Source organism: Flavobacterium fructosi (genome assembly GCF_042787335.1).
Classification (GTDB): Bacteria; Bacteroidota; Bacteroidia; order Flavobacteriales; family Flavobacteriaceae; genus Flavobacterium; species Flavobacterium fructosi.
On sequence record NZ_JBHZQA010000008.1, the window covers coordinates 133,761 to 150,003 of the forward strand.

Genomic DNA, 16,243 nt, shown 5'->3' on the forward strand with positions numbered 1-16,243 from the left:
GCTTTAGTTAGAATATTGAAAATTACCCTGAATAGTCTTTGCCGAACTTCCGCCGATAAAAACTTTAAAATCGCCTGGTTCCGCTTCCCACTTTAATTTGGCTGTAAAGAACTCAATTGTTTTTTCATCAATAGTAAAAGTAACTTTTTTTGTTTCATTAGGTTGCAATTCGATCATTTCAAAACCTTTAAGTTCTTGAACTGGTCTGGTTATACTTCCTATCAAATCTCTTATATACAATTGAACCACTTCTTTCCCTGTAACTCTCCCTGAGTTTTTTACTTTAATTGAAACTTCAATTTTTCCGCTTTTAGAAAAAGAGCTATTGCTTAATTGTAAATCAAAATATTCAAATTTTGAATAACTCAATCCGTAACCAAATGGATATAGAGGCGTATTTTTTTCATCAATATAGTGCGACCAAAAAACGCTTTCTGGTTCATTCGTTATTGGTCTTCCGGTATTTTTATAATTATAATAAATAGGCACTTGTCCCACATTTCTAGGAAAAGTCATTGGTAATTTCCCGCTTGGATTATAATCGCCGTACAACACTTGTGCAATAGCATTACCACTTTGTGTTCCTAATTGCCAAGCTTCAACAATCCCTGGAATATGTTCCTCTGCCCACGGAATTGCTAATGGACGACCATTATTTAAAACCAAGACAATATTAGGATTGACTTTAAAAATGGCTTCAAGCAATTCTTGTTGTACTCCAGGCAAACCTAAATCAGCTCTGCTTCTACCTTCACCGGATTGCAATCCATGTTCTCCCAAAACCATAACCACCACATCAGCTTGTTTTGCAACGGCAATTGCTTCTGCAAATCCGCTCTTGTCCGTCATGTTGATTTTAGTCTCCCAAATAAATTGCGTTCTTCCAACTGCTACATCGGCACCTTTTGCATAAGTCAATTGGTTTCCTTTATAATTTTGCAATCCTTCCAGTACTGAAACGGCAGAATTATCATCAGCGGCGATTCTCCAACTCCCTAAAGGACTTGTTTTATCGTTAGCCAATGCACCAATCAACGCGATTTTTTGTCCTGATTTTTTTAGAGGCAATACTTCTTTTTCATTTTTCAAAAGCACAATCGATTTTTTGGCTATATCTAAAACCCCTTGTTGGAATTCAGCTTTTCCAACTGTTTCTTTTTCGCGGGTTTCATCACAGTATTTATAAGGATCATCAAATAAACCCAACTCGAATTTCACTTTCAGAATCCTTTTTGTGGCATCATCAATTAGACTTTCTTTTACTTTGTCTTCCCTAACCAATGTTACCAAGTGCTCTACATAAGCACTGGATTCCATATCCATATCGGAACCAGCGTTGATTGCTATTTCAGCTGCTTGTTTATTATCTTTAGCATAACCGTGTGAAATCATTTCGTTTATAGAACCCCAATCCGAAACTACAAAACCGTCAAATTTCCAATCACCTTTTAATATTTGCCTTTGCAAAAATGGGTTTCCTGTTGCGGGAATTCCGTTCAATTCATTAAAGGAATTCATAAATGTTCTTACTCCTGCATCAACAGCTGCCTTAAAAGGAGGAAAAATAGTATTCTGCAACGTAGTTTCACTTACATCAACTGAATTGTAATCTCTTCCCGCTTCCGCAAAAGCATAACCAGCGAAATGTTTGGCGCAAGCTAAAATAGTATTTGTAGCGGCTAAATCATCTCCTTGAAAACCTTTGACACGGGCTACTGCAATTTTACTTCCTAAATACGGATCTTCACCTGCACCCTCCATAACTCTACCCCAACGGGCATCGCGTGCTATATCAACCATAGGCGCAAAAGTCCAATTAAGTCCTACTGATGCTGCCTCCTCGGCTGCAATAGCAGCAGATTTCCTAATGGCTTCCATATCCCAACTAGCAGATTCAGCTAATGGAATCGGGCTAATGGTCTTATATCCATGAATGACATCAAACCCAAAGAGTAACGGGATTCCCAATCGCGTTTCTTCGACAGCAATTTTTTGCAATGCCTTTACATCTTTAACTCCTTTTACGTTTAGCATAGATCCCACTAATCCCTTTTTAAGATCGTCGTATTTTTTTGCAGCTTGACCTTCTTTAGGAGTTGGTCCGGTTATGTCGCAAAAGCCATTGTATTGGTTAAGTTGACCCACTTTTTCGGCTAATGTCATTAGCTTCAGAACAGAGTCCACTTTTCTTTCTAATATGTTTTCTTTTGAAAAAGCAGTAGAAGATTGTGTGATTTTTTTACTGCAACCAGATATAATTAAAGTTGCAATAGCGAATAATGCTAACAGGGAATTATTTCTCATTTGTCTTCTTTGAATAAATTATAAAGGCCGGATAAAGAACCGGCCTTTTTAGATTTAAAACATTATATATTCTTTCTATTGATACACTCTCACATAATCAATCTCCATAGAGGATTGCGTAAAGGCGGTGTCAATGGCTCCTCCAAAAGTCCCTCCCATTGCCACATTTAAAATTAAAAAGAAATCTTTATTAAACGGCAAAGAACTACTGTTTACGACAGTATGAAACAGTTTGTCATCTACAAATAGTTGAACCGCTGCTGGACTCCAAATGGCTTTATACACATGGAAATCAGCAGAAGCGTTCGTAATTGTTGTGGTCTTTCCATCACCACTTCCTCCAGAATGTCCAGGATAGTGAAGCGTTCCATAAATAACATTAGGCTGATTCCCTTTATGTTCCATAATATCTATTTCCCCGCAACCTGGCCATGTATTTGTCGCATAATCCTGACCCAACATCCAGATGGCTGGCCATGTGCCTCCTCCAGTAGGTAATTTAGCACGAACCTCAATTTTACCATAAGTAAATTCAAATTTATTTTCCGATTTCAATCTCGTAGAAGTATAACCCGAACCCGCTTTTTTAGCAGTTATTTTCAAATTCCCACCTTGGACAATGATATTTTCTTCTGCATTAGTATAGGTTTGTGCTTCTCCATTACCCCAGCCTCCAGCACCTAGGTCATATGCCCACTTTGTAGGATCGGGAGCGCCAGCTGTATCAAAATTATCTTCAAAAACTAGTTTTGTATAATTTGTTGCTGGCACTTGATTTGGCGGAGTAGTCGTAAATATATGGTACCAGGCTAAGAACGTATTTCCAGGCATAACTGCTCTTACTACCATTCGATTCTCCGTAATCGATAATATTTCATACGAACTTGCTCCTATAAAATAGCCCATAAAACCACCATCAGTAATATTTATCATTGTACCTCTGGTTTGGGTCAGATGATCTGGATTCATAGTTACAAAAGACTCTGAAGGGCTTAATGTAACAACTTTATCTCCTGCAGTATTTAAGGCGTAACAAGCGTCATCGCCACCTTTAATAGAGCCATTATAAAATGTAGAGCCTTGATTGTCTAAATTAAATTTAATTTGGTCACCTGCCAAAGAAAAAGTCATAACACTATTGTATAAGCAAGTAGCCGATTTTTCGTTAGCGGCAGCTCCATAAAAATCTGGGTAATAATTTTTTGTTCCAAAAACAGGATCAGACCAAGGTACATTTGGACCAACTCCTAAATGTCCTTTTTCTGTTTGTGCCCAATACCACTTTTTAGAAGTTCCTCCAGTTAAAAATTTTACCGCTTCTTCATCTTTGAAACTGCTGAAAACTGTAACTTCAAGAGTTGTATTAGAAGTCACCCCCCCTTTACCAGAGGCCAAAACGGTAACGGTATAGATGTTTACACCTGGTTTAGTAAATGTTTTCAAAAAAATTCCGCTTGGAGCACTTGCAGAAGTTCCGTCACTAAAAACATATTTGTACGAGATAGCATTATCCGCAACCGTAGTGAATTTTATTTTCCCAGAACCGTCACCGTTTGGATCAAGGGCTGTTTTGCCTGAAATTTCAGCCGTGACTTTAAGATTTGAAGGTGTATCTATTGTACCAAAGGAGAAATTATCTTCCTGACAATTTACCATCAAAAGAAGGGCAAAAATGGATACTATATTTAATATTATTTTTTTCATTTTCAGTTTTTTTAATTGAATTGTTTAATGTCATCAAAGTAATAAGTTTCACCTGTACCATTAACACCAAAATCAGGGAAAAGGATTACTCTATCATAAGGAATACTTGTACTGAATGCACCATAAGTGGTTAGGTCGAATGTCAAGGTTTGCCAAGCATTAGCCACGGCTGTAAGAGCCTGAACTTCAACAAAAACTGTTGGATTTCCGTTACCGTCTTTTGGTGATTTAGAATTTTCGATTTTCAAAACTATTTTTGAACCCACTTTAAGCGACCAGACATTAATAGAGACTTTTGTACCCTTTGAAAAGTCAATCGCGCTATCTAAATTTAAACTGGCACCTGCCCAAACTTGAGCACCTGCCGTTTTTGTAATTTCAACTACTTTATTAGATAAATTAATTCCCATTTTTTTAGGATTATTAACTACAGCTACAGGAATTCCCGCATAATTTGCGTCCCCAAAACCAATCCAAGGATAGGTCAGCAAACTAGATTCAAAATCAAGTGGCAATACAGTTGATTGCGTTGGATCTTTATAAAAATAAATATTATCAATAAATACTGTACCTGCCGCCCAAGGCTTACCTACAAATTTTAATTGGATGATATCAGCTACTGTTAATCCTTGACTTGTAAATGCCGAAATTGGAATATCAATACTAGTCCACTGGTTAGAAGTAAGATCTTTAGTAACTGGTTTTTCACCATTTGATTTACTGATCAAAGAAGTTTCAATTTTTGTTACATCAGCAGTCCAAACATCCATATGAAGATATTTCATACCAGAAACATTTATCGTAACGCCATCAGCCAACTGAATTCCTTGGTAGCTCAATTTAATGTATTGCAGCATTTTATCCCCATTTACATCAGCTTCAGCCCAGCTACTGCCTTGACTTCCTTGACCCCAATCTGGAAAATAATTTGTTCCTGCTACATTGGTATACTTGGCACTATATATCGAAATCACATCTGATGCAATTCTATTTCCTGGTTCCGGTGCAGATGTAGTGGGTTTATTAATTGCAGTAACTTTAAAATCAACGGTATATTGAGTCGTTTTAATTGCAGCACTTTTGAAAACTATTCGGATCGTATACGTACCAGCCTCTTTATAAACATAAGATATTGATTCCCCATTATTTACGGAGATCGGGTCTATTTTACCTGCTTCTCCAAAATAAACATCATAAAATAATGCAAAATCAGCGGTTGCTTTAACATTTACTTTTTTTGATGTTATCAAGTCGTTTTCAATAAGAGCAACTAAATTCTCCGGCGCTCTGAAAGAAACTACAACCTCTTGGACAACTTCAGTTCTCTTGCCATTGATTGTGGTTCCCACTATTTTTACCTTATACACTCCTTCAGCATATTTGTGCGTGGTTGTTTCGCCCGGATTTACGTATGCTGGAGCAGCGGTAACATCTCCAAAATAAATTTCGTAACGAGTTACTCCTTCTCCACGTGGCACAAAAGTTACTTTACCTGAATTATCTTGTGTTACGGTTGTCAGAGCAGAAATATTTGTGGGAGCATTTACTGCATCTACATTAGTATCACCACTATCGTTAGAGCATCCTAAAAGGAATGTTAAAACAAAAAGACTTATTATTAATTTTAATTTTTTCATAATGCTGTTTTTTTTTTAATATCCAGGGTTTTGTTGCCAATTTCCGTTTGCAAATTGAATTTCTTCGATTGGAATTGGGAATAATTCATTTTTCCCAGCTTTAAATCCCTCAATTTCTTGAGCTGCTTTTCCTGTTCGTACTAAATCGAAAAAACGATGACCTTCACCAACTAATTCTATTCTTCTTTCTGCCAAAATAAAATCAGTTAAAGCAGCACCAGAAGCGGTAATATCGTGGTTCAGATCTCCAAAAGCACGTCTGCGTACTTGATTCAGATAATTTTTTGCTTTGCTATCGTCAATTCCACCTCTACTGTAGGCTTCTGCAGCCATTAGTAAAACATCCGCATAACGTATGGCTCTGTAATTATTAGGATTTGTCAGGTTTAAATCTCCTTGTGCATTGGCGCTTCTTTTTCTTGGAATGTATTTTCTATTAAAAAACCCGGTATGCTCATTGCCTTTGCTAAATGTTGCTCCAGTGCTTGCTGCCCATGCTTCGATATCTAAAATTGCCACTGCTTTTCTTCTATCACCTGCTTCAAAAGCATTCACTATTTTTTGTGTTGGAACATTAAAACTAAAACCAGATGTAAATAAAGACCCCGTATAATCTCTTGGTCCATTAAATCCTACTGCAATGTTACCTTCGCTGCATTGGAAACAACCAAAACCTGCGCCTTCAATATCTGTGTATTGTACTTCAAAAACAGATTCCGTTCCATTTTCTCCTGCATCTTCAAATATTGAATTATAATCGCTCACGAGGGAATAAGAAGATGTCGAAATCAAACTTTCAAGAGTAGTTGCTGCCTGTGAAAACTTATTTTGATATAAATATGCTTTCCCTAGTAATGCCAAAGCTGCTCCTTTAGTCGCTCTTCCTTTTTGCGATGCTGTAGACGACAAATTATCTTTGGCAAAAATTAGATCTGCTTCGATTGAGGCATAAACATCCCTAACTGAAGAACGTGGAATTGATTTTTCGTCTCCAACAGCAAATCTCTTATCACCATTCAAAGGAATATCTCCAAACCATTTTACCAATTCAAAGTGGTAATAAGCTCTAAGAAAACGAGCTTCGGCAATTACTTGATTCTTTCCTACAAAATCCGTTTTATCTTTAAATTCAAGGATATAATTGCATCGTTGAACTCCTGCAAACATATAATCCCACAAACTTTTTAGCTGAGCGTTTACTGGGGTATGAATCATATCGTCAATTTGTTGATAACCGGGCACATCAGTGGCGTTACCTCCTCCGGCGAGTGTGTTATCGGATGCAATTTCTCCCATCAAAACATTTACAAAAGTCGATTGCAGCAAATCATAGGCTCCAATTAATGCATTATCATAATCCGTTTTTGAATTAAAATAATTTTCAGAACCCACAGAATAAACAGGGTCACGATTCACAAATTCATCAGAACAAGAAATAATCGTTGTCGAGAAAATGGCTATCGTTGCTATAGTTATAAGTATATACTTTTTCATTGTTATATAAATTAAAAATTAATATTTAAACCCACCATGTAGGTTCTCGGAATAGGATAGAAACCATAATCGATTCCGCCCCCGATTGGCGCTCCGTTAGATGCTCCCGGATCATATCCTTTATATTTTGTGAAGGTGTATAGGTTATTTACTCCCGCATATAATCTCAGTTTAGTTAATCCTGCTTTTTCAGCAAATCTTGGATTCAATGAATATCCTAATTGTATATTTTGGATTCTTAAATAAGAAGCGTCTTCCACAAAGTAATCAGAAAAAACAGTGTTAGCAGTTGAGCTTGTCGTTACTCTTGGAACTGAATTACTTGTCCCCTCACCTGTCCATCTGTCCAAAACATATCTAAAATGGTTAGCATCTGTAACATCTCTTTCATAATTTCTAACCATGTCATTTCCAACAGATGCAAAAGTATAAGCTGAAAAATCAAGGTTTTTATAATTTAACTGCAAGTTGAAACCCATCGTTGCATTTGGAATTGGATCTCCAATATTTGTTCTGTCCTTAACGTCGATTACATTATCTCCATTTACATCTACATAACGAATATCACCAGGAGCGGCATTAGCTCCTAAAGCAAGTTGCGAAGGATGCGCGTCAACTTCTGCTTGATTTTGAAAAATACCAGCTGTTTTATAGCCGTAGAAATAACCTAGTGGTTGCCCTACTTCCATTCTTGAAGGGGCGGGTTGTCCCACACCAAAAGAACCTCCTTCAATAAATCCTGTTCCATTGTTTACTTCTAAAACTTTATTTTTAAGGAAAGTAACATTATACCCTGCACTCATTGAAAAATTATCAGAAAATTTATTTTTGTACTCAATAGAAAATTCAAGTCCCGAATTTCTAACCGTTCCGGCATTGATCGTTGGAGCACTTGCACCAGGAGCACTTATGCCAATGATTCCTGAAACTGGTATATTAGGAATTAATAAATCAGCTCTGGTATCAATAAAATAATCCGATACAATTGATATCTTATCGTTGAATAATTTCAAATCTAAACCTACATCAAACTTTCTCGCCTCTTCCCATTTCAAATCTGGATTAGGGATTTGTCCTGACGCTGAACCATTAACTAAGGCCCCATCAAAAACATAGGTTGCTTCTCCTGTTAATTGAGAAATATAACCATTGTTAGGGATTTGGTCGTTTCCTAAAGTTCCGTAGCTCCCTCTTAATTTCATGAAATTAATAAACTTATATTCTCCATAAAATCCTTCATCAGAAATAACCCAACCTGCAGTAAAAGAAGGGAAATAACCTATTTTATTTCCTGGTCCAAATTTTGTCGATGCGTCACGTCTTACCATAGCAGACAAAAGATATTTTCCTTTGTAATCATATTGTGCTCTTCCAAAATAAGAAAGTCTTCTTTCGTCATAACTGTAGGATCCGTTAGTTTTAGCATTCAAAATTCCTGTTGTTAAAGAAATATCTGCAAAATCCCATGAATTATTAGGAACGTCATATCCTGTTGCAAACAAACCATTTCCCCATTGTTTGTAAATAGTATTTCCAACAGTTGCAGCAAAATTGTGATCCTCACCTACTTTTTTGGTATATGTACCGTAAATATCAAAAGAATAATCATTATCGTTTATTGCATTTTGAGAAACAGAGCTTCTAGCGACATCAAATACTTTTCCACCATAATTAACTTGCTTGGCGAAACTTCTTGATTTGCTGTTAGAAGTGTTAAAACCCATAGAACTGGATAAAACAAAATCTTTGAAAAGTTTATAATCTAAACCAAAATTTCCGTTTAGCTTTTTGAAATTATAATCATTGTAAGTAGTAGCAATCTGAGCTAACGGATTTATAATTTCGATACCTAAACCAGTTGTAGGTGCCAAAGTAAAATCGCCATTGCTATTATAAGGAGTTAAAGTTGAAGGGATATTTAGTGCATTAAAAAGTACTGAAGCTAATCCATTCTCATTTAATGACTTTCTATTCAAAGAAGTATAAATAACATTGGTTTTTAATTTCAATTTATCTGATAAATCAGCTCCTAAAGATACTCTTGCTGTATTTCTTAAAAAACCAGATTTACCTCCACCAATAATTCCTTCCTGATCCAAGTGAGAACCACTTACAGCATAAGTAACTTTATCCGATCCGCCTGAAATGGACAAATCATGACTTATTATTGGAACACCTGTTTTAAAAACTTCGTTTTGCCAATTTGTTCCTTTCCCTAAACCACTAACATTTGGATAAGGAAGTGCTTTTCCTCCATTAGCATAGCTTTCATTTAATAACAACGCGTATTCTGTTGCGTTTAATGTTGGCAGCGTTCTCGAAGTTTCTTGAAATCCCGTATAAGTATTTAAAGAAATTTTTGTTTTAGCATTTTTTTTACCGGTTTTAGTTGTCACCAAAATAATTCCGTTTGCACCTATAGTTCCATATATAGCAGCTTGTGCATCTTTCAAAACAGTAATAGATTCTACATCATTTGGATTTAACAAACCTAATTCACCAACATATCCATCTATAATTGTTGTAGGTCCATTTTGTCCATTTGTAGCAATTCCACGAATACGTATGTCCAAAGCTGCACCTGGAGCACCTGATGTTGTTGTCACATTGACACCAGAAACAGTTCCTTGCAAGGCTTGTTCTATTTTTACTGGTTTAAGAATTTCTAATGTTTTGCTATCCACCACTGAAACCGCCCCGGTAACCTGTCTTTTTTTCTGACTACCGTAACCAATTACAACAACTTCATCTAAAGTTTTAGAATCCTGCTGCAAGGAAATACTAAGATTCATTGTGGTAAAAGTAACTTTATATTCAAAATTTTTAAATCCTAAATAAGAGAAAACAAGTATTGATCCTGATGCAACTCCTTTTAAGGTGAACCTACCATCAATGTCAGATATTGTTCCTTTATTTGCGTTTTTGATTTGTATGTTTACGCTAGTTATCGGTAAACCAGAACCCGTCTCTTTTACAACTCCTCCAATATCATATCCTTGGGCATACCCAAAAGCCGAGAGGAATAGAAAAATAATTAATAGAAAGTTTGACTTCATAATTTATGTTTTTTGTGAATTATAAATTTAGAAGCAACTCTTAATAATAAATTAAAAAGAACCACAACAAAAAACATACAATTCAAAAAAAACTACAATTAATTCAGGATACTTTAAAAAAAACGAAGAAATTAAGAAGAAATTAAGATCGACAAAATTTTGCATAACAAAAAAAAAACACAACATTAACGTTAATGTTGTGGTAATGTATAGTTCTTACCATGGAATAAATTGAAAACTATACAGCCAAAATGTACTCAACAAGTCCTTGTTTGTGTGATAAATCCATTTTTTTGCGTAAACGGTATCTTTTTATTTCGACGCTACGTACTGAAATATTTAATAAAGGAGCAACTTCTTTAGAAGAAAGATTCAATCTAAGGTACGCGCATAATCTTAAGTCATTTGGTGTTAACAACGGATGTGCTAATTTAATTTTTTTCAAAAAGTCTTTATCCGCATTATCAAAAGCTTCTTTAAAAACGCTCCAAGTATCGTCCTCCGTGATGTTTTTATTGATAGTAGATATTACAGATTTAATACTTCTGTTTCCATCATCAGTCGTTTTTTTCAAATCGTCTTTTATAAAAGCTAACAATTCATTTTTACTATTTAGACTCATCGTAGAGACAGCCAATTCTCTGCTTTTGGTGTCAACATCTTGTGAGAGCTGTTCGTTCCTCACTCTCATTATCTCCTGCTCATTTTCAAGCTCTTTAATTTCCAATAAAAGATTATTTTCTTCTATCAGTTTTTCTTTTTGCTTTTGGTAATAAGTTTTATAAGTTTTATGAATGAATCGTGCTAAAACGAGACTCAAAATCAGATAAATAAAAATAGCCAAAGTCGTTGCATACCATGGTTTACGTATGCTAAAGGAATATATTGCCGTATTTTCTAGACTTGAATTGGCAAATTTTGCTCTTACTTTAAACACATAGTCGCCAGAAGGTAAATTTTTGAAATTCACTGTGGGTTTTGCACTCCATTCACTCCATTCGTCTTGAAATCCTTCTAAAAGAAACTGATATTCAGCATTGATATACTTATTATATTCAGGCACTGTGTAACTGAATGTGATATTATTATCATCGTATTTAAAGCTTCCATTCTCTTGAATGGATCTATTTTCTACAGTTTCATTCAACTTATTAGTGGCAATATTAGATATTGAAACATTGTAATTTTTAAAACTCAAGTCATTAATATTCATTGTATAGTACCCATCGGTTGTACCTATCAGGTAATCAGAATTTGAAATTTGAGAAATATTTTCAAATCCCAACATAGAATTCGTTAGTGATGCAGGAATTGGAATCACATTTTGCTTAAGCTGATTACTCAATTTACTCAAGGAGAAATAATGAATATAATTTTTTGAGAATAACCAGATTTTATTGGAATTATCAACTATTAATTTCCCTGATGTATATTCATCTTTTTCAAAAACGGAACTCAATAATTTATCTTTTTCAAATTGTTTCGTTTTTGCATTCAATTTAAAAATGCCCTCTTTATAAGCATAATAAATTGCATTATTAAACTTTGTTAAGCTCGCATTTTTCCCTTTTTGTGGGGTTACATAAGTTGTAAAACCATCCGTTTTTAGCAATTTATTATCTAGTTGCAATCTAAAAACTCCTTTGTATTCATGGCTTACATAGACTTCAAGCGAATTGGTAATTTCCAGATATCTGGCGGAATAATCAAATCCTTTTATTTTATTTCTAAAACGCCACAGATTATCAACTTTTTCCAATACTGAAATTCCATAATAATTTCCTTGAAGCAACAAGTCTTTTTGATTAGGTACAGTTTCAAGTTTCCAGGTCCCTGATTTCAGAAATATATTTCTTGCAGCCCCATTATCAACAATAAATGTTCCAGAGTCATGGCCACAAAACAAAGTTCCGTCATATTCAAATAAAGACCAAACTTGGCCCTTTGTGCCATTGATGAATTTAAATTCATTATCCGTCTGATACTCTTTATAAAACAATCCTTGATTGGTTCCTATATATAATTTCCCATTGTACAACTTTGAGGTATATATTGTACCTAAATTTCCTGTGTTATCAACAAAATTTTGAATAGGAGACTGAAGATTAAGGCAGTTAATACCATTGTCTAAACCAACCCACAGATTTTTATCAACGTCCTCAAACAAGGACAATGCGGTATTGTTGCTCAATCCTTTACTCTGGTAAATATGATATTTAATTTTTCCTTCCTTCGTTAAAATAAAAATTCCGTTAGAAATTGTCCCCAGCGCGTAACTCCCATCAGAAAGCAACTGACTGCTATAAACACTGCTGTCATTTAATTGAGAATCCGCCTCTGTTGAAAATTTTGACAAATCATTTCCCACCAATTTATAAAAACCGTTTAACTGGGTTTGAATTAGCAGTCCTTCATCGATAGAAAAAACATTGACTACCCTGTTATTTTTTAACACAGGATTATTCGAAACTAATCTTCCTTTTCCGCTTTCAATTTCAAAAAGTCCTTCGTTAGTAGTTTGAAAATAAATGGAGTTTTTAGTCCTAAAAGACTTGGTAATACTATTGCTAGCTTCAATTATTTTGAAATTTCCAGTTTTTGAATCATAAATATAAATTCTGTTTAATGATTGGAAAATAACCCATTGATCGTAACTTAATATGTTCCAAAACTGCTCATCATCAAGAATTTTATTTTTTATGGTATTACTCAAGGAAGTATATTTTAATTTCCCATTGGTTTGTCTTTTCCAAAAACCAAATTCCATGTAACTGCCAGTATAAACTTTGTTACCTATGACTTTCACAGAACGAACAATAGTTTCGTTTGGCGATGCATACAATTCCCAAGTAGAGCCATTGAATTCTAAAAGACCATCATTATTAGCAAAATAAACATAGTGTTGCTGATCTTGCGAAATCATCCAGTTTTGATTACCTGCAGCATAAGTTGTTGGAGCATATTTTACAATGGGCGGCAACTCCTGAGAAAAAAGAGAAGTAGAAAGTAAAATGAATAAAATATATAATTTCGTTTTCAATTGAATAGAGATATTAATTTATTTCAAAAATAATCTTAAAAATATTGTTTTTATTTTTAAAGCGAATATTTAAACCATACAATTTAAAAAAATGAACATTTTAATGCTATTTTCATTCCTAAAAATGCTTTTATTAAATAAAATTTGTGATTTGTTCAATCCCTTTTCTCAGTTGAAAATTGATTACTTTTGTGTAAAATTATTGATTTTATGCAAGTTGACCTTTCTACCTTAGATCCAAAAAAAAATATCATCATAAAAGGCGCACAAGTACATAACTTAAAGAATGTAGATGTTGCGATTCCCAGAAATAAATTAGTGGTTATAACTGGGCTTTCGGGTTCTGGAAAATCAAGTTTAGCATTTGATACTTTATATGCAGAAGGGCAACGCCGTTATGTTGAAAGTTTATCTTCCTATGCACGACAATTCCTTGGAAGATTAGACAAACCAAAAGTTGAATATATCAAAGGAATTGCTCCAGCCATTGCAATCGAACAAAAAGTAAATACGACAAATGCCCGCTCTACGGTAGGAACTTCGACTGAAATTTATGATTATATAAAATTGTTGTTTGCCAGAATTGGCAGAACCTATTCACCCGTTTCTGGGCAGGAAGTCAAAAAAAATACGGTTACTGATGTTGTCACAGAAGTAAAGAGCTTCAAAATCGATAGCAAATGGCTACTCCTCGCTCCTATTCATCTTGAAGAAGGAAGAAAACTGGAAGACAAACTAAAAGTGCTTTTACAACAAGGATTTTCCCGAATCTTAGTTAATAATGAAATGGTTCGTCTAGACGATTTGCCAGATGCATTAAATAAAAAAGAAATCTTTTTAATTATTGACCGAATTGTAGTCAATCCCGAAACTTCCGGAGAAGAAGAGTTCTACAATCGTCTTGCCGATGCGGTACAGACTGCCTTTTTTGAAGGAAAGGGAATTTGTCATTTACAGGAATTAAATTCGGATAAAAGATATTCTTATTCCAATAATTTTGAACTCGATGGTATTACCTTTCTGGAACCAAATGTGCATCTATTTAGTTTCAATAATCCTTATGGTGCCTGCCCAGTATGTGAAGGTTACGGAAATATAATAGGAATTGACGCTGAATTAGTAGTCCCAAACACCACTTTATCAGTATTCGAAAATGCCATTTTTCCTTGGCGTGGCGAGAGTATGAGTTGGTTTCGAGATGAATTCGTTAACAATGCTTACAAGTTTGATTTTCCAATTCACAAGCCTTTCTATCAGTTATCAGAAGATCAAAAAGAATTGATTTGGAATGGAAATGAATATTTTCAAGGACTGAATAGTTTCTTTAAAGAACTGGAAGAAAAAAATTATAAAATACAAAACCGAGTGATGCTTTCTCGCTATAGAGGAAAAACCAAATGCTACTCCTGTAAGGGAAAACGCCTGCGAATAGAGGCCTCTTACGTAAAAATTAATTCTAAAACGGTTTCTGATTTAGTTGATTTACCTATTAAGCATCTCGTTCGTTTCTTTGATAGCATCGATTTAGATCTTTACGAGAAGCAAATTGCAAAACGTTTATTGGTAGAAATAAATAATCGCTTATCGTTTTTAACGGAAGTTGGTTTGGATTACCTTACTTTAAACAGAAATTCAGCAACACTATCAGGAGGGGAATCACAACGCATTAATTTAGCGACTTCACTGGGAAGCAGTTTAGTGGGATCAATGTATATCCTGGATGAACCAAGTATTGGTTTACACCCAAAAGATACAGAACGCTTGATAAAAGTATTGTTATCTCTTCGTGATTTAGGCAATACTGTTATTGTGGTAGAACACGATGAAGATATCATGAAAGCAGCTGATATGATTATCGATATTGGCCCGGAAGCGGGAACTTTAGGTGGTCATTTAGTCGCTCAAGGAACTTATGAGGAAATCCTAAAGTTGACTTCACTTACAGCAAAATATTTAAATGGAGATCTAGAAATTACCGTTCCCAAAAAACGAAGATCTTTCAAGAATTTTGTCAAAATAAAAGGCGCCAGAGAGCATAATCTACAAAATATAGATGTTACTTTTCCTCTGGATGTATTAACTGTAATCACTGGTGTTTCAGGAAGCGGAAAAAGTACACTTGTTAAGAAAATTTTGTTTCCGGCAATGCAAAAAAAACTGGAGAATGCAGGAGAAAAAGCAGGACAATTTACTGAAATGACAGGTTCATTTTCACAAATTAAGCATATTGAATATGTCGACCAAAATCCTATAGGACGAAGTTCCCGTTCTAATCCAGTGACTTATATCAAGGCTTATGATGATATTAGGGAATTATATGCCAAAGAAAAATTGTCGAAAATAAGAGGGTATCAAGCGAAACATTTTTCTTTTAATGTTGATGGCGGCAGATGCGAAACCTGCAAAGGGGAGGGCTCTATAAATGTAGAAATGGTTTTTATGGCCGATGTACAACTGCCTTGTGAAACTTGTAATGGAAAACGATTTAAAAAGGAAGTTTTGGAAGTTGCTTTTGAAGGTAAAAACATACACGATATTCTAACTATGACTGTCGATGATTCTATTGCGTTTTTTACAGCTCATAAGCAAAATAAAATCATTCAAAAATTGCAACCGCTTCAGGATGTTGGCTTGGGATATGTGCAATTAGGACAATCCTCTTCAACTCTTTCTGGTGGAGAAGCCCAGCGTATAAAACTAGCTTCGTTCTTGGTGAAAGGAGCGACAAAGGATAAAGCACTTTTTGTTTTTGACGAACCTACAACAGGATTGCATTTTCACGACATCAAGAAACTATTAGCTTCATTTGATGCTTTGATAGAAAAAGGTCATTCAATAATAGTAATTGAACACAACCTTGATCTGATAAAATGTGCAGATTGGATTATTGATTTAGGCCCAGAAGGTGGCGAAAATGGTGGGAAATTATTGGCTGTGGGAACTCCTGAACAAATTGTAAAAATAAAGGAATCTGTAACCGGACAATACCTTAAAGAAAAAATATAAAA

General features: G+C 34.8%; 7 protein-coding genes. 1 reads left to right on the top strand and 6 read right to left on the bottom strand.

Annotation, left to right across the window (positions count from 1 at the left end):
• Window positions 1-3 precede the first annotated feature (3 nt).
• From bglX to ACFX5D_RS12735, 6 genes are all read right to left on the bottom strand, one after another.
• Complete coding sequence (gene bglX / locus ACFX5D_RS12710; RefSeq protein ID WP_379858555.1) at window positions 4-2,304, bottom strand: beta-glucosidase BglX; 2,301 nt, start codon at window positions 2,302-2,304, stop codon at window positions 4-6.
• 75 nt (window positions 2,305-2,379) lie between these two features.
• Window positions 2,380-4,008, bottom strand: a complete 1,629-nt coding sequence (locus tag ACFX5D_RS12715; protein WP_379858556.1) for a family 16 glycosylhydrolase — start codon at window positions 4,006-4,008, stop codon at window positions 2,380-2,382.
• 11 nt (window positions 4,009-4,019) lie between these two features.
• On the bottom strand, window positions 4,020-5,645 hold the full coding sequence (locus ACFX5D_RS12720) for a hypothetical protein (protein ID WP_379858557.1): 1,626 nt from the start codon (window positions 5,643-5,645) through the stop codon (window positions 4,020-4,022).
• Window positions 5,646-5,660: 15 nt separating this feature from the next.
• Window positions 5,661-7,139, bottom strand: coding sequence for a RagB/SusD family nutrient uptake outer membrane protein (locus tag ACFX5D_RS12725; RefSeq protein ID WP_379858558.1), 1,479 nt, complete (start codon window positions 7,137-7,139; stop codon window positions 5,661-5,663).
• A gap of 11 nt (window positions 7,140-7,150) precedes the next feature.
• Window positions 7,151-10,195 carry a SusC/RagA family TonB-linked outer membrane protein gene (locus ACFX5D_RS12730; RefSeq protein ID WP_379858559.1) on the bottom strand — a complete coding sequence of 1,015 codons (3,045 nt, stop codon included), beginning with the start codon at window positions 10,193-10,195 and terminating at the stop codon, window positions 7,151-7,153.
• Between the two features lie 238 nt (window positions 10,196-10,433).
• Window positions 10,434-13,235, bottom strand: a complete 2,802-nt coding sequence (locus ACFX5D_RS12735; RefSeq protein ID WP_379858560.1) for a triple tyrosine motif-containing protein — start codon at window positions 13,233-13,235, stop codon at window positions 10,434-10,436.
• A gap of 210 nt (window positions 13,236-13,445) precedes the next feature.
• Between ACFX5D_RS12735 and uvrA the strand changes: the two genes are divergently transcribed.
• On the top strand, window positions 13,446-16,241 hold the full coding sequence (uvrA, locus tag ACFX5D_RS12740; RefSeq protein ID WP_379858561.1) for an excinuclease ABC subunit UvrA: 2,796 nt from the start codon (window positions 13,446-13,448) through the stop codon (window positions 16,239-16,241).
• The last annotated feature ends 2 nt before the right edge of the window (window positions 16,242-16,243 follow it).